We start from the raw sequence: 22,891 nt of genomic DNA, 5'->3' as shown, positions 1-22,891 counted from the left end.
GCGGATAGATGAACACTCATACGATAACCTGAACGCTGGGTGCTGTCAATACGCTTCAGGAGGGCCTCATTCGGGCGGGCAAAAAGCCTGTTTAGGCAGGTTTTCATCAAGCCAGACGCTCGGTCAGTGTCCAGCTTGACTTCGCAGGCGCGCCCAGAGATCGTCGGGCAAACCAAATGCCTTGGGGCGCAGATACTCCTCAAGGCCCTCAACGCCGCCTTCGCGGCCCAGCCCGCTTGCTTTGACCCCACCGAAGGGGGCATGGAATCCGACAGGACTTCCGTTCACCTCGACAACACCACTGTGAATGCGCTTCGCAAACGCCAGGCCGCGCTCAACCTCGGTTGTGTACACAGCGCCGCTGAGCCCGTACTGAGAGTCGTTCGCGATACTCAGTGCCTCGTCTTCATCTTCGTAGGTGATCACAGAGACAACCGGCCCGAAGATCTCCTCCTGCGCGATTCGCATACCCGGGTCGACGTCGGCGAACACTGTGGGAGGTACGTACCAGCCACGATCGAATATGGCAGGCTCGCCCCCGAGAGCCACCCGGGCACCCTGCGCTATGCCGCTTTCGATGTAACGCTGTACGTTGTCGCGCTGGCGCGCCGACACCATGGGGCCGATCTGTGTCGCGGGGTCTCTCGGGTCGCCGACCGGCATCGATGCGACGAGGTCAGCAAGCGCGGCAACGAACTCGTCGCGGCGGCGCCGAGATACAAGTAGTCGCGTTTTTAGCGTGCAGATCTGCCCACTGTTTCGCAGCGAACCCATCCTCAGCGCGCTCATGGTGTGGTCGAGGTCGGCGTCGTCCAAGATGACTCCCGCCGATTTTCCCCCCAACTCGAGCGTCACCCTCCGCAGATGCTGGCCACAGATTCCGGCGATGCGGCGGCCGGCGGCCGTCGAGCCGGTGAACGAGACCTTATCAACGCCAGGGTGAGAGATCAGGTGTTCACTTGACTCCACCTCAGCTGGGATCACGTTCAGTACGCCGTGCGGAAGTCCCGCCTCCTCGAAGATACGAGCAAGCGCAAAAGCGGTCAGCGAGGTCTGCGGGGCGGGTTTCAAGACCACGGTGCAGCCCGCCAGGAAAGCAGGGACGATCTTCATCAACGGAGACATCAGCGGGGTATTCCAGGGAACGACCGCGGCGACGACGCCTACGGGCTCCCGCAGCACGAGCGCATTGCCGGAAGGAGCCGAGCGGAGATCGCTGAATTCATAAGACCTAATCAGCGACAGGTAGTCGTCCAGCAGTCGTAGCGGAGCCGTGAGCTGAATATCGCGAGACTGGGTGATCGGCGACCCCATCTCATCGGTAATGAGCCAAGCAAGCTGTTCTGAGTGCTCCGCGATGGACGAGCGAACTTTCCGAAGCACTTCGGCCCGCTCTTCTGGTGCCAGGCCCGCCCACGGGCCTTCGTCGAACGAGCGTCGCGCCGCAGCGACGGCTGAGTCGACGTCAGTCGTATCCGCCAAGGGCACGGCACCAATCGCCTGCTCATCCGCGGGCGAAAGCACATCGAATCGCAGACCCGAATGGGGCCTTACCCATTCGCCGCCGATGAACACGTGATCATAGTTACGCGAAAAATCCATGATGCCTTTCTCGAACGTCGCCGCACTGCGCAGTCAAGATGGTGGTCGTAATTACGAACATTTGAACCTTATTGCGAACACTTGGATCGGTCAAGATCTCACCATGGCTTCCCGTGCCGCGCCTCCCAAGCGTCCTCCACAAGCGTGCGTCGGGATGCAGTAATACCCACGGGAACAAGCGCAAGCGTCACGATAGTAAGCAACCAAAGAGGGACGACCCAGCCGCCACTCGTCCTGTAGAGGACGCCAATCATCAGAGGGAAGACTGCCGACAGCCCGTAACCTAGGCTCTGAACAAGTGCGCTCAAAGACACTGCAGTCTCATGAGAACGTGCGCGCAACCCAAGCAAGGCAAGCGTCATGGGCCCAAGCGCGTGTGAACACCCCGTCAGGGCGACCCATACCCAGGTCGCTACCGTCGGCACATAGAGAAGTCCGAGCAGTCCAACCACCGTCGACACGCACACGACGAAGTATGCAGGACCAGGGGCCCGAAAGCGCGTCACGATGACAGGCCCTAGCAACGCGCACGGAACGGTCATGAAGGCGAACAGCGCAAGTAGTCGTCCAGCACCTCCGGGAGATATCCCACTGATATCCACCAGCATTGTCGGCAACCAGCCCATCAGAACGTACCCGACAGTGGACCCGACCAATAGTCCTCCGATCAACGCCCAGACCAAGGGAACGCTGAGCAGACGTTGAACCACGCTGGAGTGGACCCGCTCCACTATTGGAGCAGGTGCGTTCCGACGCTCTCGCACCAAGAGCGCTACCCACGGAAGCGTCGCCACCGCAGCGAAGATGGCCCATACGCCGATTGACAAGCGCCATCCGAATGTGTTTGACAGTGGCACGACCACTAGTGGGGGCAGAGAAGTAGAAAAGGCCATGACCGTGGCGTAAACCGTCGTCATGAGTCCGATTCGCCCAGGAAAGTATTTCTTGACCAGAGGAGGCACGACAACGTTGCCCACCCCGACTGCGGCGAAGATCACCGTGGTCGACATCAGCAAACCTATGGGCTCATTCACAAGTGCGCGGGCGATCGTGCCCAGCGACACAACTCCGACCGCAACGGACGAAACACGCTCCAGTCCGAATCGCCGCTCGAGCGCGGGAGCCAGGAGCCCAAAGATTCCGAAGCACGCGGGAGGCGCGCTTCCGATTAAACCGATGACGACTTCCGGGACGGCAAAATCGCGCTCAATCAACGAGAAGAGCGGTGATAGCGAGGCCACCGCGGTCCGCATCGAAAAAGCGAACAGCACGATGCCAATCACAGCCAGCGCCGCGCCGCCGGGGCGAGGGAGCGTGCGCCTACGCAATTGTTACCGATCTTCGAACTTGACGCGGAACCGAAGTTATCTCGACCCTCGCGAGCTGATTTACACCGAGGCATCGTCCACGACGGTCAGACCTGCCATGTATTGCTCAACGTTCAGCGGAATTTTCCGCGCGCACCTTCTGCGCGGCAGCCATCGCCCCCAAACCAGCTGGCATGCCCACATAAACGGCGATCTGAAGAACGCACTCCCGGACCTCAGCCCAGCTGACGCCGTTTGTAATCGCAGCCCGAATGTGGGACTCCAAGGCGTCCGTCCGGTTGAGCGCGGCAAGCATCCCGATGTTGAGAATGCTTCGGCTGCGCCGATCCAGCTCTGGGCGGCCCCACACGTCGCCCCAGCAGTACTCATTCAGCATGTTCTGTAGGGGCTGCTCGAACTCGTCGGTCTTGGCGATGATGCGGTCAACGACCGCATCACCGTTCACCTCCCTGCGGATCTGTTCACCAAGTTTGTAGCGTTCACTGTTGTCGATCATTCGTCAGGTCCTTCTCTGCAAAAAGACGGCAAGGGATTCTTCTGTCACCGAGTGCGCCTCCACTCAGAGGCTTTCCAGTGCGGCTTTCCCTCCGATACGAAGCGTGATCGCAAGAATTCCGGCCGTGACAGCAGACATGATCAGAGACAGCACCGCGATCGAAGGTGCTGACGATTCTTGTTCGAAACGATAAAGAAGCGTGCCCATCACCTGCTGACCGGGCGACTGAACCATCACAGAGACAGCGAAGTCGTTCGTCAGCATGACAAACGCCAAGGCAAGCGCGGCGGCGATTCCCTTGCGCGCCACCGGTAGGGCGATCGTCAGAATCATCTTCCATTGACTCGCGCCGGTGACCCTAGACGCTTCGAACATCGACTTGTCTACGCCGATCAGACTCGAATATTGCGAGCGGAGAACGAAGGGGAACGCAATGAAGATATAACCAATCACGAACAATCCAATCGTCCCGTACATCGAGAACGGCGGCCGAATGAAGACGAACAGGATCGCGACGCCGAGGACCGCACGAGGCACCGCCAACGGTGCGATGAAGATGAAGTCCAAGACTTTCGTAACCAACAGAGGCGCTCGAATCACCCCACTCATCGCCATCGCGGCGGTGAACCCAAGCGGGATCGCGACCACTACAGCGAGCAAGGATGCCCCCACGCTCGTCATAACCGCTTGCCCAACGCGACGATCGCTGAAAACAATCTCGAAATTGTGAGCCGTAAATGACAGGTTGAAAAGGTCGCCACTCCAATACGGCGAGAATGCCACCAGCGCCAAAGCGATCATGGGTAGGCCAACAACGACGATCGCGTACCCTACGACCCAAGCCCCTGCGAGTGGTGAGGTCTTCCGCGCGACACCCCGTCCGCTAGCGAGGGTGATATAACGCCTTTGATCACCTACCACCCGACGCTGGATGAGGATGGCGATGACACCGAAGGCCAAGAGGGGGAGCCCCAACGCAGCGATCAACGGATAGTCGATGGGAAATTGCTCGCGAAGCCGGAATATCTCTGTGGAAACAACCCGGATGTTGTCCCTGCGTCCGAGGAACAGGGGCGCAGTGAATTGGCCCATAGCAATCAAGAATGCGACAACCATACCGGCGACCAAACCTGGCCGGATCAGCGGAAAGGTGATCGTCATGAAACTGCGAGTACCAGATGCGCCAGCGACCCGAGCAGCAGCGTCAACAGAGCCGTTGATCTCCTGCATGCGCGGGAAAACGAAGGCGAACACCATACCCGCCATGTCGACCGCCACGATAAGGATGATCCCCGTTACCGTGTAGACGTTGAACGGCCCGTCCGTGTTATCGCCGAAGAACGGCGTAGCGCGAAGTAGCGTGTTGACGTAGCCCACGTCGGGCGCGAAGAGGAAGATCCACCCGTAGATGAATGCAACCGGCGGGATAACTAGCGGAATCATTGGCAACAGGCGGGCGAACGCCCTGAGACTCGGCGGCACGCGGAGGGCCAGCGCCGCGAGGCCAACCGCCAAAGCTGCACCAATGATGGTGGATCCGGCGGCCAGGAGGAACGTCGTCCAGAGGGTTCCCCAAATATCGGGCACTTCGAAAATATCGGTGAGCGCTGCGCTTCCGTTTTCGAATACCCTCAGGAAGAAAAGCACCACCGGGCCGATAACTGCCAATCCAAGACCGGCGGCGAACAGGTACCAAATGGCACTAGTCGCATCGCGACGGCGGGGCTCCGCACGCCGCGATGTTCGCAAGACGGTCGTGTCGACGTGAGGCGCTGAAGGCGTTGTGGTCGGCATCTGATCTCCTGATGTCTCAACTGGATACTTCATGTCCAGTCGATGAGCTTTAGTAACCCAACAACTGGGGTGGCACCGGATGCTCGAAACGGCACGCGTCGCGACCATCCGGTGCCTATTGGCTCAACCGAAGCGGGGCGTCCACTCCTCGGCGATCCATTCATTCCAACGCTCGGTCGTCCACTCAGTTGGGTCGAAGGCGCGGATGTCACCCCAAGGAATGGCCCCCTCGACGTCGAGTGGAACAGTAGCCGGTGAAACATTCTCGACGAAGGACTCTGCCCCCGAGCGGCTCATCACCCAGTTCGCGAACACAGTGGCTGCGTTCGAGTGTGCTGCATTGTTGAGGATGCCAACGTTGTAGTACGCACCGGTGAGGGCTTCTGTGGGTAGCGCCTCATCAATCGGCGCACCGTTGGCCTTGAGCTCTGACGTGGTCGTGCTCTGGCTCGGATACGCGTACTCGAATGACCCGGCCCCGATGGACTGCGCGAGGAAGGTATTACTCGCCTCGATCTTGTAGTCCGCGGCCGCGAGCTGGTCGAGGATCTCATCGCCATATTCATCCTGCAGCAGCTTGAAAGCGTATCCAACAGAGGGTGCGATCGCCGGGTCAACAAGACCAATGCTCACACTGGGATCGGCATCCAGAAGCTCTTTGATAGTGCTGGGTTCGGGGCTACTCGTGCGATACCCGATAGTTGATGGGAAACCGTAGATGAGCCCATAGCTCTTGCCTTCTAAACGCTCTTCCCATCCCTCCTCCTGGTTTTCTGGGCTGAGGGAAAGTCCACCGAAGAGTTCCTCATTTCCACGGTCAATGAACCATAGTGGGGAGGCATGCATGGTCACGTCTGCACCCGCAACGCCAGCGTCAATCTCCTGGTCTAGGCGTTGTACGAGTTCTCCGGTGGCCGCGAACGAGTCGACGACCGTGATCTCGGGGAATGCTTTCTCGAAGTCATCGATGACGCCCTCCATACCTGCAAGGGAACGATAGAAGATGACTTCGCCCTCGGCGTTTGCCGCGTCGACGATGTCGTCCCACTGTGCCTGGTCAACGCCGACTGGCGGCCCCGGTTGCAATCCGGCCGTATCGGAGCCTGGGTTGGATGGATCGGCCCCTCCACATCCCGTCAGAAGCAAAGCGGCGGCACCGAGAGCTCCGATCGCTGTCAACGTCTTCCGTGCGGCCTTCGGCCGGTTTCCTGAGATGAACGCCATTGCTCAACCCTCTGTTCGTTTTGTGATCGATCTCATCCGGCGAGTGACTCTGCGGTCGAGATACTGGACCTGCACACGGTAACTCGGATGCAGCTCGTTCGTCAACATGAATCTTGCATCGTGTTTACGAACGCTCATGCGGTCCGCCCGTGCAACCATCCACATACTCAGCCCCGTCAACGTGTCCAAAATGTCGTAGGGTGGTTCACACTACCGAATGCGAGCCGAAGGAGTCTCCGTGAAAATTGGTTACATTGGACTAGGGCGCATGGGGCGCGGGATGGCGCTCAACCTCGCTGAGGCCCACCCTGAACTTCTGGTATTCGATCGTTCACCGGAGGCTCGTCAGCTTCTTGTTGACGCCGGCGCCACGGCCGCAGCGAGTGTGGCAGACCTGGGCGACAATTCCGACATCGTCTTCATGTCACTGCCAGGGCCGAAGCAGATCGAAGAAGTCGTTTTTGCTGACGACGGGCTGATGAGCACACTGACACGAGGGAATACTCTTGTCGATCTGTCGACGAACTCTCACGATCTGACAACAAAGATCCGGATCGCATGCACAGCGCGAGGCATCGACGTCCTCGACGCACCGGTCAGTGGCGGGCCGGCGGGGGCTGCTTCCGGCGATCTTGCATTCTGGGTCGGGGGCGAACGAGCGGTCTATGACCGACTCGATCCCGTCTTCCGAGCAATGGGCGACAAAACGTTCTACTGCGGGCCCGGAGGCTCGGGCACCGTGGTGAAGCTCATGAACAACATGATGGGTCACCTGTTTATGTCCTCAATGGCTGAAGCATTCTCCGTAGCGACAAAGGCGGGCATAGACCCCCTTCAGTTCTGGGAGGCGCTGCGGCTGGGAATGGTCGGCAAGGCCTCTGCGCTGAGCATGCTTACGGCACAATTTCTGCCGGGTGACTACGACAATCCCGCAATCAGTCTCGACATCGCTTTCAAGGATGTCGATCTTGCAGCCCGTCTGGGGCGCGACCTAGGCGTGCCGATGCGCATGTCGGGACTAGTGGCCGCAGAGATGACCGAGGCACTCGGCCGCGGGCTCGGCCAGAAGGATGGTCGCGCGTACCTGACACTCCAGCTTGAGCGTGCGGGCGTAGAGATCGCCGTCGACCGCGACGAATTGGCGGCGCGCATCGAACATTCGAAAAGCTGAACATCATGGTGCGGCCTGAAAGCGTCCCCCTCGCATTCGCCCCGTCTGGTGATCCCTCAATCCTTCGGTTCCCGATAGCGTTCGGCGCGAATGAACACAGCTTTCTCGCCGCGCATGTCATCCCAGCGGAGCGGAATCGAAACGGCATCCTGCAGATCCTGGTCCATGGAAATTCTTATGATCACAGGTACTGGGATGCACCCGTCATCAACGGTGAGGATTATTCGTACGCGCGTTTCATGTCGAGGCAGGGGTATGACCTCTTGATCATCGACCTTCCGGGCGTCGGTGAGAGCGATCGTCCCGATGGTCATTCGGTGCGCCTCAGCACCACCGCGAGGGCCATCGCAGACGCGGTTGCGGCCGCGCGAGAGGAACCGGGTCTGTTTCCGGGAGGAGCGCCGACGCATATCGCGCTTGTCGGGCACTCGATGGGCGCGGTCATCAATGTCTTCTCCCACGCAAGATGGCCGCAAGCTGATGCCTTGGTCGTCACCGCCACAGGCTTTACGCCAGAGCGACCACGGACTGCTTGGGCAAGCGGAGCACGTGAGTCGCTGCTGGGAGAGCCCTATGCATTGGTACCCGGCGATTCGCGCCTGATTTTCTACCACCTCCCGCAAGCAGATCCAGATGTCATCGATGTCGATAATCAGGTGCTGCGAACCGCCTCGCCGAGTGGATTATGGCGCGACTGCATCCCCGTACAAGACGACCCGGACGCGGGATTTGCGCAGATAGCAGGACCCGTGCTGATCCAGCTCGGAGAGCACGACCCGATCCTGCCTGCCGCTTACGGTAGGTCAGAAGCACTCCAGTACAGTCGAGCAAGTGTCGTGGTTGACGAGATCCCAGACATGGGGCACTCCTTCAATCTGCACCGCAATCGACGACGAAGCTGGGACGGCATCGATGTCTTTCTCCGCAGGCTCAGGACATCTAGCTGCACTGACCTCGACCATTGTTGACTCGGTCGACGGGGGTTTGCCTCCGATGCCGACGTGGGCTCTGTCTAGGTTGCAGTAATCGAGCCAGACTGGCCTGGCAACAGTTCGTTCGTCAGAACTAGACGGGCTGAGAGACAGCTCCAACTCGGCCCCGGAGGTGCCTCGTATGTCAACAACGATCCGGGTCAACTAGCACCCTCACCTGGAATGAAAGTCGGATCAGACCTCCGTCTCGAAGACGCCCTTCCCATCGGCCTGCAGATCAAACCACTTGTATGCGGCCTCAGCGTCGTCCAAACTCCACGAATGCGAGAAGAGTTCGTCAACCGGCAATTGCCGGTCCGCAACGAAGTCCGCGCAGCGAATCAGTTCTGGCGTCGACAAGGTCCATGATGTGACCATCGTGAGCTGGCGGCGCAGCGTCTCCGCCGTCCGGAATGTCACCTCCGAACCCATGCCGATGAAGCAGATCGTGCCCCAAGTCGAGACAACATCGAACGCACTCTGCGCGACCGGCGTGCGCCCGGACGTCTCCATCACGAGCTCCGCGCCGCGAGCCCGGGTCACGTCGCGCACCGCGTCGGCTACATCGACGTTGCGCGAGTCGATGACGACATCCGCTCCGAACCGCTTGGCCTGTTCCAGGCGCGCCGGAGCAATATCAACGGCAATCACGCGCGCACCGCGCGCGGATGCCAGCATCGTCGCGGATGCCCCCACCGGTCCCTGTCCGAAGATCACGATGTCTTTCCCTGACAGATCTCCCATACGCAACAACCCGCCCCATGCAGTACCGAAACCACAGCCAATCGCTGCTCCAGCGCGATAGCTCAACTCTTCCCGAAGCGGCATGACCACGTCGACGGGAACCTTGACATAGTCGGCATGTCCGCCATGTTCGTTCAGAGTCATCACGCGCGGTGGCATTCCGGTGCACATCTGCACCCATCCCGTGCGACAATCGGCACAGGTTCCACACCCCCAATAGTGATGGATGAGTACCCGATCCCCCGCTTTTGCAAGGCGCTCGGGAACGCCGGGGCCGACGGCAACAACGTCACCGCACGGCTCATGGCCCTGGATGACCAAGTCTGCGTCCTCCGCGACTTTCACCCCTCGGTAGGGGTGAAGGTCGGAACCACACATGCCCGACGCGCGGATGCGAACAACCACCTCGCCGGGGCCGGGGACCGGATCCGGGAACTCGCGGACCTCGAGGGTCGACTCACCCGTGAATATGACGCCACGCATCTATGTCTCCTTCTGTCATCCGAACGACCGCACTGGGGCTCACTTCGGTGCTGTACGTCGCAACATCTCTGTTTCGAGGCGCGCGGCGAGTTCCGCGCTGACGCCATGCGACTTCAGCTCTACGTACGCCTCGTAGCCTTCTGGGCCCGCCTCGCGGCCGATGCCGCTGTCCCGGACTCCGCCGACGGGTGCGTGCCAGCCCACGGGCCGACCGTTCACCTCGACAGCCCCGGTGATCATGCCCCGAGCGACTGCCAGCGCGCGGTTTTCATCAGCCGAGAAGACGGATCCGCTAAGTCCGTATCGCGTACTGTTTGCCAGCGCGATAGCCTCGTCCTCGGTGTCGTAGGCCATGACCGCCAACACCGGACCGAATATCTCTTCCTGCGCGATACGCATCTCAGGGGTGACGCCACTGAATACGGTCGGCTCCACGAACCAGCCGCGTCGCAGCCCTGCAGGACGCCCGCCACCGACCAGCACACTTGCCCCACCTGAACGCCCAATTTCGATGTACCCCTCGACCCGCTCACGCTGAACTCTCGAGACCATCGGCCCGATTTGAGTCAATGGATCCGAGGGATCACCTACGGGGAGTGACGTCATCATCGCGACGAGTCGATCTTTGAACTCGCTCTCCTTCGATCGTGGCACGACGAGTCGCGTCTTGTTGGAGCAGACTTGGCCGCTGTTGCGCAGCGAAAGCGTGCGAATGTTCTCAATGACCAGATCCATGTCCGCATCGTCGAGTACAACCGCGGCAGATTTTCCGCCGAGCTCGAGCGTCACCCGTCTTAGGTCCTGCCCGCAGAGCGACGCGATCCGCCTGCCCGCAGCTGTCGATCCCGTGAACGAGACCTTGTCCACTCCTGCGTTGGTGACCAGGTACTCACCAACCTCGCGTCCAGCCGGAAGAATGCTCAAGACGCCTCGGGGCATGCCTGTGCGTTCGAAGAGCTCAGCAAGAAGATACGAACTCAGAGGCGCCTCCGGCGATGGTTTGACCACCACCGTGCAACCCGCGAGAAGCGCTGGAATGATCTTGATCAAAATACTCAGGATCGGCGCGTTCCAGGGAGTGATTGCAACAACCACGCCGATGGGTTCACGGGTCACGAGCGCCTGCGCTCCCGGCGAGCGGCGGATGGTGCTCCACGCGACATCGGGAACTCCTGCGAGGTAAGCCTCAACAAGGATTCGGGCGTTTCGCGACTGCATCACCTCCGCGAGCGAGATCGGGCAACCCATCTCCGCTGAGATCACCTGGGCGATGAGCCCTTCGGATTCCATCATCAGCTCGGCGAGCTTGCGTATCACTGTCATCCGCTCTTCGAGCGCAATTCGCGGCCACGGGCCGGTGTCGAAGGCCTTGCGTGCGGCGGCGATTGCGCGATCTGCATCGACCCTGGAGGGATCGGGCACCGTCGCCACAAGCTCCTCGGAAAACGGAGACACGACACTGATCCGGTCATGACCAGAGGGCGTTACCCACTCTCCGCCAATGAACAGTTTGTCGAATTGACCCTGCCACTCCATTGCGATGCCCTCTCAGCGTTCGGCGGCGCTGCCGTTCACATTTACGAATCAGCGTACTACATTACGTAATTACTCGTGTGCATCCCTGCGGGCAGAGATTCGAATCCCAGCCCGCAGCCGCTCGCAGTCACTCGCTCGGCAGAATAAAAGACTCGTATAGCGGATCGCTCTCATCGCGACGCGCCTTCGACATGCCGTCGTCCAGCGAAAAGTAGTTCTCGTTAGGTTCCTGGCGCACCCACTCCAGCGCTAACACTCGCCGCGCGATTCGCCAACCGATGCCATCACGATTCTCGAAGGTATCGATGTACCTTCCGGCGACAGTCCGACGCAGAGGCTCATCCGATCCGACGTCCTTGAAGAACGTGTCATTCTTGGCGCCAGCAACGGTCTTCTGGCTAGAGAAGTAAGACTCGACTCGAGCACGATTGGGGTCGTCGTCGGAGATGCGGATCGCAACGTTCGAGAGGAAGTGCATCGACGTCGAGACGAACTCGTGATTGGGCTTCATCCACTCGACGAACTCGGCAGGTGTGCCGCGAACCTGTGCATGGTCGTCGATCGCATCATCGTGATAGCACGACAGAACCAGATCCCAGTCTCTACGATCCACCCCCTGGCAGTACGCGGCGAGGACGGCATTGATCTGGTTGTGAGCGAGCAGCTCTTCGACGGTGCGCGCTCCGCGCGGTCGGACGAATTCCCGGTCCATGTTCTCTCCACTCGACGTTGAATGTGCGTACGCAATTCTGAATGCGCATCCTGAATAGCGTAGCGCGAATCGTCAGTGTCGTCGAGAGTGAGCCCGGGGCATGGAAGATGAGGGAGTTAAAGCCCTCGACCTCATCGTCTTCATTTCCGGAACGTCACGATGTACTCGTGCACCTCAGGTTTGGTCGCGGCGGACGCCTGCGCCCACGATTCGAATTCAAGCGTCGCATCCAGCGTGGTCGTGGCAGCAATGCCCACTGCACTCTTAATGTCGCGCAGCAAATGTATGTCCAGCGCGGCATAGCGCTCCGCAAGTGCGAATGCCTCTGCCAGCGGATCTTCGGCGAAATGAGTGGCGAGCCCACTGCTCACGGCATCCGCACCACGCTTGGTGCCACCGTCCAGGAGCATCTTGAGCGCTCGGTCGACGCCCATGGCCTGCACAAGGAACCAAGTGCAACCGCCGCCGGGATGCAGTCCAATCCGCGAGAACGTCGCGGAGAAGGCAGCATCCGGACCAGCAACGCGGATGTCGCAAACCATAGCGAGGTTCAGTCCTGCGCCCACAGCCGGCCCGTGCACTGCAGATATCGTAGGGATCTTCAGATCCCTAATCGCCAGAAATGACGCGTATACCTCATGCAAGTTATCCCTCAACTGCGAGACAGAGCGGTCACGGGCACCAAACACCGCCGGCATGTCCGCGCCGCCGCAGAACGCCGTGCCAGCCCCGGTGACTACAAGCACCTTGGCGTCTACGTCGGCTGCGACCGCGCGCACAGCACCAAAGAGAGCGGCGCACATCTCAGCATCGAGGATATTGCGACGTTCCGGGTCACTGAGCGTCAAGACGCGAACGCCAGTCTCATACCGTTCAATCGTGACTTTGCTCATGCCATGCCCGCTCTCTCGCTCTATCTGCAATCGATTTAGCCCCGCTTCAGCAACGCGGCGAGCGCCTGCCCGCCGCCGATGCACATCGTCACGACGGCGTACTCCCCGCCTGTGCGCTGCAACGTTAACGCCGCGCGCACGGTAAGGATGGCTCCGGTCGCGCCGACCGGGTGCCCGAGTGCGATCGCTCCTCCATAAGGATTCGTCTTCGCCGGGTCGAGCTCCGCATCACGAATGACCGCAAGTGCCTGCGAAGCGAACGCCTCGTTCAACTCGACGGTGTCGATGTCGGCTGGCGTGAGCCCCGTCTGAGCGAAGAGCTTCTTCAGCGCCAGCGTCGGCGCGTAGCCCATGATCTCCGGCTCGAGCGCCGCAGTCGTCACGGCTTCGATCGTCGCGAGCACCGGTGCGCCCTCGGCACGAGCATCCGCTTCGCGCATCAGCACCGTCGCTGCACCACCGTCGTTGATTCCCGACGCATTGCCTGCCGTGACCGTACCCTCCTTAGCGAACGCAGCCGGCAACCCGGCCAGCGTCTCCAGAGACGTATCCGGTCGCGGGTGTTCATCTCGCGACACCTCAACGGGCTTGCGCCCTGAGGTAGTCACCGACACGATCTCTTCAACAAAAGCCGCCTGCGCCTCGGAAGTCGCTGCCCGTCGCTGCGACTCGAGCGCGAAAGCATCCTGCTCTTCCCGCGTCACACCGAAACGAGACGCGACGTTCTCAGCCGTCGTCCCCATGTGCTTCTCGGTGAACGGATCCGTGAGCATCGCGATCGTGCCGTCCAGCAGTTGGCGATGTCCGAGCCGGTCGTTGAACCGCGCGTTGAAGTCGTAGAACGGCATCCGCGTCATGTTCTCTGCGCCACCGGCGACAGCGACGTCGATACCGCCCCACAGCAGTTCCTGCGCCGCCGACCAGATGGCCTGCAGACCAGAGCCGCACAGTCGGTTTACGGTGAATGCCGGAGTGTTCACGTCGAGCCCCGCCGACAAAGCGATCCGACGCGAGATATAGGCATCCCCCGCAACCTGACCGATGTTGCCGATGACGACCTCGCCGACGCGGTCACCCGAGATACCCGAGCGCTTCAGCGCCTCAACCGTCGCCGCAGCACCGAGCTCATGCGCAGGAGTGTCCTTGAACGCCCCGCCAAAACGACCGACCGGGGTCCGCGCCCCGGCGACGATCGCGATCTTCTCCCGAGAGGCAGCCATCACCCAGCCGCTTCCTCAGCCCGCTCCAGCACATCGATCGCCGCGGTGTCCGGCATATACTCTTCGATGTGACGCTCATCCGGACCGTTGTACGCAGACAACGGCCTGATCAGCGCATTGGATGCCTGCTGCTCGAGGATGTGCGCGGTCCAGCCGGTGATGCGCGATGCGATGAACAGCGGCGTGAACGTCAGCGTGTCATAGCCGATGAGATTGTACGCCGGACCCGACGGGTAGTCGAGGTTCGGGTAGATGCCCTTGCGTGAGACGAACTCGCTCTCGAGGGTGTCATAGAGCTCAGCGACATCCGGACGGTCATAGTGCGCGACCAGAGTGTCGAGCGCCGCCTTCATCGTCGGCACGCGCGAATCACCACGCTTGTACACGCGGTGACCGAAGCCCATAATCTTGCGCTTCTCCGCCAGCGCGGTATCCAACCATCCAGCGACTTCCGAAGCAGATCCGATCTCATCGAAGATGTGCATCACGGCCTCGTTGGCACCGCCGTGCAGCGGACCCTTCAACGCTCCGATCGCTCCGACGACTGCCGAGTACAGGTCGCTCAGGGTCGAGGTGATCACACGCGCAGTGAAGGTCGATGCGTTGAACGAGTGCTCGGCGTACAAGATCATCGATCTGTTAAATGCATCCACCACCACCGAAGAAGGCTCTTCGCCGAAGGTCAGCCACAGGAAGTTCGCGGCGTAGTCAAGGTCATCACGCGATTCGACGATCTCAAGGCCACGACGACGACGCTGGCCGTACGACACGATCGCCGGGAGCGTCGCGAACAGCTTCAGGCTGCGCTCGAGGTTCTCCTCGGGAGTTCCGACGGCATCCAGAACGTTGCTGATGCCGGCCGTCTCGATCGCACCGATCACGCTGACCGCGGTGCGCACCTCGTCCATCGGGTGCGAGTCGATCGGCAGGCGATCGATCGCATCCTTGACGGCGGGCGACAACGCACGGTTGGCGCGCTCGGTGGCGCGGAAATCCGCCAGCTGGGCATCAGTCGGCAGCTCTCCATGCCACAGCAGGTACGCAACAGCTTCGAACGGCTGGGTCGCCGCCAGCTCCTGCACCGGGTAGCCGCGATACAGCAGGCTGTTCGTCTCGGGGTTGACCTTGCTGACGGCAGTTTCGTCAGCGACGACCCCTGCCAGGCCCTTCTTGATGTCGTTGTCAGCCATTGTTCACTCCTTCGTGATGGTGAAGTTGAAGACGCCAGAGTCGAAGTGGTTGTACGACTCGTAATCGATCAGGTCATAGAGGTCGGCGCGGTGCTGCATCTCGCCGAGCTTGCTCGTGAGATGTCCTTCCTCGATCAGCGTATCGAGTGCACGACCGGTCGCACCCATCGCGATGCGCAACATTGACACCGGCCAGATGACAATGTTCACGCCGACATCCCGCAGCTGGTCGACCGAGAACAGGTCGCTCTTGCCGAACTCGGTCATGTTCGCAAGGATCGGCACGTCGACCGCAGCGCGGATCGCCGCGAACTCTTCGAGCGAACGCATCGCCTCGGGGAAGATCGCGTCGGCTCCGGCATCCACCAGCGCCTTCGCACGGTCCTTCGCAGCCTCCAGACCGTCGACGGCAGCGATGTCGGTGCGCGCCATGATGAGGAAATTCTCATCGCGGCGCGCGTCAACCGCGGCACGGATGCGCTTCGCCGCTGTGCCGAGATCGACCACTGCCTTGCCATCGAGGTGACCGCAGCGCTTCGGGTTGATCTGGTCCTCGATGTGGGCGCCGGCGAGACCGGCGTTCTCCAGCTCCTGGATCGTGCGCGCCACGTTCATCGGCTCACCGAAGCCCGTGTCGGCGTCGATGATCGCCGGCAGGTCGGTCATCCGCGCGATCTGCTCGCCGCGAGCGGCGACCTCAGTCAGCGTCGTCAGTCCGATGTCGGGCAGGCCGAGGTCGGCAGCGAGAACGGCGCCCGAAATGTAGACGCCCTCGAACCCCTTCTGCTCGATCAACCGGGCCGAGAGCGGGTTGAACGCGCCGGGGAAACGCAGCAGCTCGCCAGAAGCGAGACGCTCACGGAACAGCCGCCGCTTCTCGGCGGGAGTGGTGTGCGAGTACAACATCAGAACAACCCCTTGGTGGTCGGCTCGGTCTCCACCACACCCGGCTTCGCGATGATCGAGATCTCGGCGACCTCGGCGGCAGTGAGCTCCGGAAGGCGCTGCACCAGCGACAGGAAGCGCTCGATCTCGGCCTGCTCGAGCACCGGCTCGGCGAGCAGACGGAACTTGGCAATGTAATTGTCCCGGGCGAAAGGCCGAGCACCGAGCGGGTGCGCGTCAGCGACCGCGATCTCGTCGATCAGCTTCGAGCCGTCGGTGAGCGTGATCTCCACGCGACCGCCGAAGGCCTTCTCCGCGATGTCGTTCGAGTGGTAACGGCGCGTCCACTCGGCATCCTCACGGGTGGTCACCTTGTTCCACAGCTCGACGGTGTCAGCACGGCCAGCACGCTCCGGAGCATACGAGTCGACGTGGTGCCACGAGCCGTCCTGCAGCGCGACGGTGAAGATGTACGGGATCGAGTGGTCGAGCGTCTCGCGCGACGCGGTCGGGTCGTACTTCTGCGGGTCGTTCGCGCCGGAGCCGATCACATAGTGCGTGTGGTGTGAGGTGTGCAGGACGACGGACTCGATCGCCGCGGTGTCGATGCCCTCATTGTGGAGCTTGCGCGCCAGGTCGATCCAGGCCTGCGCCTGGTACTCGGCCGAGTGCTCCTTTGTGTAGGAATCCAGGATCGCGCGCTTGGCCTCGCCCGCTGCGGGCAGCGGCACCTCGTACGCGGCATCCGGGCCATCCAGCATCCAGGCGATGACGCCGTCTTCGCCCTCGTAGATCGGCGAGGGGCTCGTCTGTCCGCGCATCGCACGGTCGACGGCTTCGACGGCCATCTTCCCGGCGAATGCCGGCGCGTGCGCCTTCCACGTCGAGATCTCGCCCTTACGGCTCTGGCGCGTGGCCGTGGTGGTGTGCAGCGCTTGGCTGACTGCCTGGTAGATGGTCGCGGCGTCGAGGCCGAGGAGCGTACCGATGCCGGCCGCAGCCGACGGGCCGAGGTGGGCGACGTGGTCGATCTTGTGCTTGTGCAGGCAGATCGCCTTCACCAGGTCGACCTGAATCTCGTAGCCGGTGGCAAGTCCGCGCACGAGCGCACGGCCATCGGCGCCGACGTGCTGAGCAACCGCAAGGATCGGCGGGATGTTGTCGCCGGGGTGCGAGTACTCGGCAGCGAGGAACGTGTCGTGGTAGTCGAGCTCACGCACGGCGACGCCGTTGGCCCATGCCGCCCATTCGGGGCTGGTGCGCCGCTCGAGCGGGGCGCCGAATACCGTCGCGCCGCTACCGCCGGTCGAAACCGGGTGGCTGAAGGCCTGGTCGCGGGCCGCCTTGATCGGACCTCGCGTGAGGGATGCCGCGGCGACGGAAGCATTGTCGATGACACGGTTGATGATCATGTCTACGACGTCCTGCTCGACCTCGACCGCATCGGTCGCAACTTCCGCGATCTTCCAGGCCAGCTGGTTCTCGCGGGGCAGGTCTTCTTCGCTCTTGTAGACACGGACGTGGTGGTTGACGGTCATGGCTGTGCTCTTCTTTCAGTCGCGAGCGGGCTGTCGGAGGGGAGGGATTCAAGGATGCTGGTGAGCGCATTGCGCAGATGCACATGCGTGGCATGAGCGGCAAGATCGCCGTCACGTTCGGCAAGCGCCTCGGCGATGAGCCGGTGTTCGGCCACTGAAGCGGTGAGTCGGGTCGGATTGTCGCGCGACAGACGGCGCACGCGCACGAGATGCGTGCGCACCGTGCGCAACGCTGCGGCGATGTAGTCGTTGGCGACTGCCGCATCGACGGCGCGATCGAAGCGGGCGATCAGCGCGTAGTAATCATCGCGCCCGGTCGAGGCAGCGAGGGATGCCCCGGCCGCAGCGAATTCGGATGCCAGGCCCGCGAACAGCACCGCGTCGCCGCGCGCAGCGGCGAGGCGGGCAGCGGACTCCTCCAGCGCGCGCCGGATCTCGAACAGCGCACGGATGTCGTCGGCATCGATGTCGGTAACGACGGTGACCCGCGGCGACTGCTGCTCAACGAGCCCGTCGGCACTGAGCTGCTGCAGCGCTTCGCGCAGCGGGGTGCGACTCACGCCGAGACGTGCGGCCTGCTCGACCTCGGCAAGAACGGTGCCGGGAGCAAGCTCGCCGGACTGGATCTCCTCCAGCAAAGTCGCATAGGCGCGATCACTCGCTCTGGTTCGCTCAATTGCGGTACTCACGCCATCAGTGTATACACAATTCCGCTTGCGGGCTCAATTTCCTATGAACAGGAGGGCACAGCGTATACAAGCACCTCACCCTTCGGCGTCAGTCACACCCTCATACAGACCGATCGAGTTGCCGTCGGGGTCGGTGATCACAGCCCACCAGCTCGTCTCGCTGATCGGCTGCTTCTCCATCGCGAGGGTCGCGCCGGCGCTCACAGCCGCGGCGACGGTCTCATCAATCGAATCGACCTCGACGTACGAGCGCGGCTGATCGAAATCCGCGCTGCGTGGCGCGAGCCCTCCCCCGCTGATCTGATTCGGCGCCTGCCACATCGGGTATCCCTCGAAGCCGGGCATCTCGGCGATGTTCCACCCGAACAGACTCGAATAGAACGCCTGCGCCCGAGCCATATCGGTCACCGGAATGTCGATGTGCGTGATGTCTCCGTGAGCCATGGCCCTGTCCTCTCTGAACCGTTGCCGGGCCCGATCGGACACCGGTGCGGCCAGTCTCGTCCCACGTGCCGACGAGTTCAAGGGGCGTTCGGAACGGGCGGCACAAGCGACTCCGAAGTCGCAACCGGCTCGCCAAGCTTGACGATCACGACCCCCACCAGCACGAGTGCGGCACCGACACCCTGCAGAACGTTTGGTAGCTGACCGAGCAGCAGCCAGCCGAACAGCAGGGCGGCGATGACCTCCGCTAGCGCGAGGAAGGATGCCAGCCGCGGGCCCAGCATCCGCGTAGACGTGATGCCGAGCACGTAGGCGAGAGCGGTGGCAATGATGCCGATGGCGAGCACGGGGACGAACCACGGCACTGTACCGAAGCGATAGGTAACGTCAGCCGTGTTCCACGCGATCGGAAGGATGCCGATGAGCCCAGCTACGGTCAGCCCGACAGCGCCGACGATGAGGCCCGACCCCGCCAGAACGATCGGCGGGAGTCCGGTGTCGCTTTTCCCTGAGAGCAGGAAGTACGCCGCGGCGCCGACCATCGCACCGAACGCCCACAGGACGCCACCGATGTCGACGCTGCGACCGGAGAGCACGTCGAGCATGAGCACGAGTCCGATGAACGCGACGGCAGCGCCGAGGATGCTGCGCGAGGTCGGCCGCTCTCCGCGCCGCATCCATAACCACAGCACGACGGCGATCGGCGCCGTGTATTCGATGAGCAGGGCGAGGCCGACATCCATCACAGCGACCGCCTGGAAGTAGAACAGCTGTGTCGCCGCCACGGCAAGCAGCCCATAGGCGACGATGATCCCGGCGTTTCGACGCAGCAGCCTCCAGCGCCCGCGCAGCGCGATGATCGTGGGGACAAGCAGCACCAGCGACGCGACCCAGATGCGCGCCGTGACCGCAGCACCCGGCGTCCATCCGGCATCGATGAGACCGCGCGCCCATGCGCCGGACATCCCGAAGGCGAACGCCGCACCGATCGCGAGCGGGAGCCCGAGCCGCAATCCCGGCCGAACGTCAGTGTCATCTGCCAAAGTGGTCATGATCAATGACACTAGCGAGCGCACGTGTAAGGTGTCAACATGCTCTTCACAGATGACACAGTCGAGTCGCTGCGCGCCGCGGTCCACCTCGTCAACACTGCGGAGGATCCGGACACACTCACCTCTGTCCAGGATGTCGACGCCTTCCTCCTCGACTTCCCCTACACGGGTCGGATCGACCACGACGCCGCCGAACTGGCCGCACTGCGCGCCCTGCGGCCACGGCTACGCAGAATGCTGCTCGCACCGAGAGATGCGATGGTCGCCGGTGTCAACGACGCCCTCCGAGACGTGACCCTCGATGCCAGACTCGTGCGCCACGACACGATGGACTGGCACCTGCACGCCGTCGCAGACGATCACCCCCTTGACGAGCGCATCCTCGTGGAGACCGCGATGGCCCTCATCGATGTCGTTCGCTCCGACGAAGGCAGCCGAATCTCGGTGTGCGCCGACGACACCTGTTCCGGCGTCACCCTGGACCTCTCCCGAAATCGCTCCCGCCGGTACTGCTCCACGGCGTGCTCGAACCGCAACGCCGTCGCCGCATACCGCGCACGCCAGCGCTGACCAGCCTGCGCCGCACGCACGCACGCCGCGCCGCACGCCAGCCGCACCGCACCGCACCGCACCGCACTCACACGGACACGCATGCGACGTGGACGCAACCTGTCATAACAGGTACACTCAACTTGTCATTACAGGTTTGCGGATGCTCTGTCACGCCGTGACCGCATCACCGCCGCTGCACGAGGAGCCCCCGATGCCCGAGTTCCACACCCCGCCGATCTTGCCCATGGCGATCACGTTCGACGCGGAGAAACTCACCCTCTCCCCCGAGGGCCCCACTCTCACCCGGCGCATGTCAGACCTCGAGGGCCTGTTCCGCGACGAGGATGCTCGCGCCGCCGCAGCCGCGGGCGACAACCCTGTCGTCTACACCGTGACCAGCTCCCCTGTGCCAGAGGTCGATCGCGAACTCCCCCAGTCGATCACGACGATCCTGCCCGGCGACACGAGCGGTGAGCTCTGGATGACCAAGGGCCACCAGCACCCCAACCATCAGGGCGAGATCTACCTGGCGCTCAAGGGACAGGGCGGCCTGCTGATGTTCGACGGCGAGCGCACCGAGTGGCTCGACATGCTCCCCGGCACCATCGGCTACATCCCGCCGGGCTGGGCGCACCGCTCCGTCAACACCGGCACTGAACCCTATGCGTTCCTGGCCGTCTACCCCGGCGGCGCAGGACACGATTACAACTGGGTGCTCGAGCACGGCCTCGGATCGCGCGCCTTCCGCACCGAAAGCGGCTTCGAGCTGCGCCCCTACACGGCATAGGCTCACCCCGTGATCATCGCCCACGACCTCGGAACCACCGGCAACAAGGCATCGCTGCACCACGACGACGGACGCCTGATCGCCGCAACGACGGTCAGCTATCCCGCGCACTTTGCGGCCGGGGGCATCGCCGAGCAGAACCCGCAGGACTGGTGGGATGCCGTCGCATCCGCCACCCGCGACCTCCTCGCTCGCACCAGCACCGCAGCTTCGGCGGTTCAGGGCCTCGTCGTCAGCGGCCAGATGATGGGCGCGGTCCTGCTCGATGGCGATGGTGCGCCAGTGCGCCCCGCGATCATCTGGGCCGACACCCGTGCGGGCGCACAACAGCGCGAACTCGAGCAGGCCCTTGGCGCCGAGCACGCCTATGAGCTGCTGGGTCACCGGCTGAACCCGACCTACTCGATCGAGAAGGTCATGTGGGTGCGCGACAACGAGCCCCATGTCTGGTCACGAGTGCGCCGCTTCTGCGTCGCCAAGGACTACATCGTGCTCGGCCTCACCGGGCGCCTCGCAACGGATCGCTCGGATGCCTCCGGCACGAACGCCTACGACCAGCGCACCGGCGACTGGTCCGAGGAGGTTCTGCAGGCGGCACGCTTGGACCGCTCGCTGTTCCCCGAGATCCTCGATTCAACCGCGATCGCAGGCCCGTTGACCGCCGACGCCGCCGAAGCTCTCGGACTCCACACGGGCGTGCGAGTGGTGATGGGCGGCGGCGATGGCCCGATGGCCGCCGTCGGGTCCGGCATCGTGGCACCGGAGGACGGCGCCTACGTGAGCCTGGGCACATCCTCGTGGATCTCCTTCGCATCGCACGCTCCCCTCATTGATAAGGGCCTTCGCACCTTCACCTTCGACAATGTCGTGCCGAACAGCTTTGTGCCGACCGCAACAATGCAGGCCGGCGGCGCCTCGATCCAGTGGATCTCAGAGGCGCTCTCGCAAGACCCCACGAAGCCCGAGACCGCACGGCTCACCGCCGAGGCCGGCGGTGACCTCGACACCGAGGACCTCTACTTCCTGCCCTACCTGCTCGGCGAACGCTCCCCCATCTGGGATCCGAATGCCCGCGGCGCCTTCGTCGGCATCGGCAGGCATCACAGCCGTCAGCACCTCGTTCGTGCCGTGCTGGAGAGCATCGGATACAACCTGCTCACCAGCATCCATGCCTTCCGCGAGTCGGGCGCCGCAATCGACCGCATCGACGCCGTCGGCGGCGGCGCGCAGAGCGACGCGTTGCTGCAGATCCTTGCCGATGTGTGGGGCATACCGGTGCGCCGGCGCACGATCGTCGAGGAGGCGAACAGCCTCGGAGCAGCAGTGACGGGCGCCGTCGGCCTCGGACTCGCCGACTTCTCCGCCGCACGCGCGCTCAGCGAGGTGACGGCGGAGTTCACGCCGGATGCCGGTCGCCACGGCATCTACGCCCAGCGGCACGCCCGCTTCACCTCCGCCTACGAGGCGCTCGCGCCGTGGTTCGCCGCCGCGCCTCGAGATGCGGCTCCTCAGAGCACCGCCCTCCAGGGTGGGATGCGCTGATGGCTGCCGCATACACCTGCACGACTGGGCGACGGATG

General features: G+C 62.7%; 21 protein-coding genes. 5 read left to right on the top strand and 16 right to left on the bottom strand.

Features of this window, described 5'->3' with window-relative positions:
- Positions 1-123: 123 nt before the first annotated feature.
- The 5 genes from AC1C2O_RS14825 to AC1C2O_RS14805 form a co-directional block, all read right to left on the bottom strand.
- Positions 124-1,602: an aldehyde dehydrogenase gene (locus tag AC1C2O_RS14825; protein WP_495431206.1), complete on the bottom strand. Its 1,479-nt coding sequence runs from the start codon at positions 1,600-1,602 to the stop codon at positions 124-126.
- A gap of 98 nt (positions 1,603-1,700) precedes the next feature.
- A complete protein-coding gene (locus tag AC1C2O_RS14820; RefSeq protein ID WP_495431205.1) occupies positions 1,701-2,885 on the bottom strand; it encodes an MFS transporter in 1,185 nt (394 codons plus the stop codon).
- A 151-nt stretch (positions 2,886-3,036) separates the two neighbouring features.
- On the bottom strand, positions 3,037-3,426 hold the full coding sequence (locus AC1C2O_RS14815; RefSeq protein ID WP_495431204.1) for a carboxymuconolactone decarboxylase family protein: 390 nt from the start codon (positions 3,424-3,426) through the stop codon (positions 3,037-3,039).
- Positions 3,427-3,489: 63 nt separating this feature from the next.
- On the bottom strand, positions 3,490-5,220 hold the full coding sequence (locus AC1C2O_RS14810; RefSeq protein ID WP_495431203.1) for an ABC transporter permease: 1,731 nt from the start codon (positions 5,218-5,220) through the stop codon (positions 3,490-3,492).
- Between the two features lie 123 nt (positions 5,221-5,343).
- On the bottom strand, positions 5,344-6,444 hold the full coding sequence (locus AC1C2O_RS14805) for an ABC transporter substrate-binding protein (protein ID WP_495431202.1): 1,101 nt from the start codon (positions 6,442-6,444) through the stop codon (positions 5,344-5,346).
- 217 nt (positions 6,445-6,661) lie between these two features.
- Between AC1C2O_RS14805 and AC1C2O_RS14800 the strand changes: the two genes are divergently transcribed.
- Together AC1C2O_RS14800 and AC1C2O_RS14795 are read left to right on the top strand one after the other, a co-directional pair.
- Positions 6,662-7,615, top strand: coding sequence for an NAD(P)-dependent oxidoreductase (locus tag AC1C2O_RS14800; protein ID WP_495431201.1), 954 nt, complete (start codon positions 6,662-6,664; stop codon positions 7,613-7,615).
- A 5-nt stretch (positions 7,616-7,620) separates the two neighbouring features.
- Entirely contained in the window at positions 7,621-8,583 is a 963-nt protein-coding gene (locus tag AC1C2O_RS14795) for an alpha/beta hydrolase (protein WP_495431200.1), read from the top strand.
- 198 nt (positions 8,584-8,781) lie between these two features.
- Here the strand turns inward: AC1C2O_RS14795 and AC1C2O_RS14790 are convergent, their stop codons facing one another.
- The 11 genes from AC1C2O_RS14790 to AC1C2O_RS14740 form a co-directional block, all read right to left on the bottom strand.
- Positions 8,782-9,813 (bottom strand): zinc-dependent alcohol dehydrogenase family protein, encoded by a 1,032-nt coding sequence (locus tag AC1C2O_RS14790; protein WP_495431199.1) that lies wholly within the window; start codon positions 9,811-9,813, stop codon positions 8,782-8,784.
- A gap of 39 nt (positions 9,814-9,852) precedes the next feature.
- Complete coding sequence (locus tag AC1C2O_RS14785; protein WP_495431198.1) at positions 9,853-11,349, bottom strand: aldehyde dehydrogenase; 1,497 nt, start codon at positions 11,347-11,349, stop codon at positions 9,853-9,855.
- 127 nt (positions 11,350-11,476) lie between these two features.
- Positions 11,477-12,061 carry a nuclear transport factor 2 family protein gene (locus tag AC1C2O_RS14780; RefSeq protein WP_495431197.1) on the bottom strand — a complete coding sequence of 195 codons (585 nt, stop codon included), beginning with the start codon at positions 12,059-12,061 and terminating at the stop codon, positions 11,477-11,479.
- A 140-nt stretch (positions 12,062-12,201) separates the two neighbouring features.
- Positions 12,202-12,954, bottom strand: coding sequence for an enoyl-CoA hydratase (locus AC1C2O_RS14775; protein ID WP_495431196.1), 753 nt, complete (start codon positions 12,952-12,954; stop codon positions 12,202-12,204).
- Between the two features lie 35 nt (positions 12,955-12,989).
- The gene (locus AC1C2O_RS14770; RefSeq protein ID WP_495431195.1) at positions 12,990-14,174 is read right to left on the bottom strand and encodes a thiolase family protein; all 1,185 of its coding nucleotides are present in this window, start codon (positions 14,172-14,174) and stop codon (positions 12,990-12,992) included.
- A complete protein-coding gene (locus AC1C2O_RS14765; RefSeq protein ID WP_495431194.1) occupies positions 14,174-15,364 on the bottom strand; it encodes a bifunctional 2-methylcitrate synthase/citrate synthase in 1,191 nt (396 codons plus the stop codon). Before AC1C2O_RS14765 ends, AC1C2O_RS14770 begins: the two co-directional genes overlap by 1 nt.
- 3 nt (positions 15,365-15,367) lie before the next feature.
- Entirely contained in the window at positions 15,368-16,270 is a 903-nt protein-coding gene (gene prpB / locus AC1C2O_RS14760) for a methylisocitrate lyase (RefSeq protein ID WP_439283056.1), read from the bottom strand.
- Positions 16,270-17,787, bottom strand: a complete 1,518-nt coding sequence (locus AC1C2O_RS14755; protein ID WP_495431193.1) for an MmgE/PrpD family protein — start codon at positions 17,785-17,787, stop codon at positions 16,270-16,272. Before AC1C2O_RS14755 ends, prpB begins: the two co-directional genes overlap by 1 nt.
- A complete protein-coding gene (locus AC1C2O_RS14750; protein WP_495431192.1) occupies positions 17,784-18,476 on the bottom strand; it encodes a GntR family transcriptional regulator in 693 nt (230 codons plus the stop codon). Before AC1C2O_RS14750 ends, AC1C2O_RS14755 begins: the two co-directional genes overlap by 4 nt.
- A 75-nt stretch (positions 18,477-18,551) precedes the next feature.
- Positions 18,552-18,920 (bottom strand): VOC family protein, encoded by a 369-nt coding sequence (locus tag AC1C2O_RS14745; RefSeq protein ID WP_495431191.1) that lies wholly within the window; start codon positions 18,918-18,920, stop codon positions 18,552-18,554.
- 77 nt (positions 18,921-18,997) lie between these two features.
- Positions 18,998-19,972 (bottom strand): EamA family transporter, encoded by a 975-nt coding sequence (locus AC1C2O_RS14740; RefSeq protein WP_495431190.1) that lies wholly within the window; start codon positions 19,970-19,972, stop codon positions 18,998-19,000.
- A gap of 39 nt (positions 19,973-20,011) precedes the next feature.
- Between AC1C2O_RS14740 and AC1C2O_RS14735 the strand changes: the two genes are divergently transcribed.
- The 3 genes from AC1C2O_RS14735 to xylB all read left to right on the top strand — a co-directional run bounded on the left by AC1C2O_RS14735 (position 20,012) and on the right by xylB (position 22,853).
- A complete protein-coding gene (locus AC1C2O_RS14735) occupies positions 20,012-20,542 on the top strand; it encodes a CGNR zinc finger domain-containing protein (RefSeq protein WP_495431189.1) in 531 nt (176 codons plus the stop codon).
- A 193-nt stretch (positions 20,543-20,735) separates the two neighbouring features.
- Complete coding sequence (locus AC1C2O_RS14730) at positions 20,736-21,311, top strand: glucose-6-phosphate isomerase family protein (RefSeq protein WP_495431188.1); 576 nt, start codon at positions 20,736-20,738, stop codon at positions 21,309-21,311.
- Between the two features lie 9 nt (positions 21,312-21,320).
- Positions 21,321-22,853: a xylulokinase gene (xylB, locus tag AC1C2O_RS14725; RefSeq protein ID WP_495431187.1), complete on the top strand. Its 1,533-nt coding sequence runs from the start codon at positions 21,321-21,323 to the stop codon at positions 22,851-22,853.
- Positions 22,854-22,891: the final 38 nt, after the last annotated feature.

It is taken from the genome of Microbacterium sp. Y355 (assembly GCF_059445345.1).
This window is presented reverse-complemented; position numbering and strand designations above follow the sequence as displayed.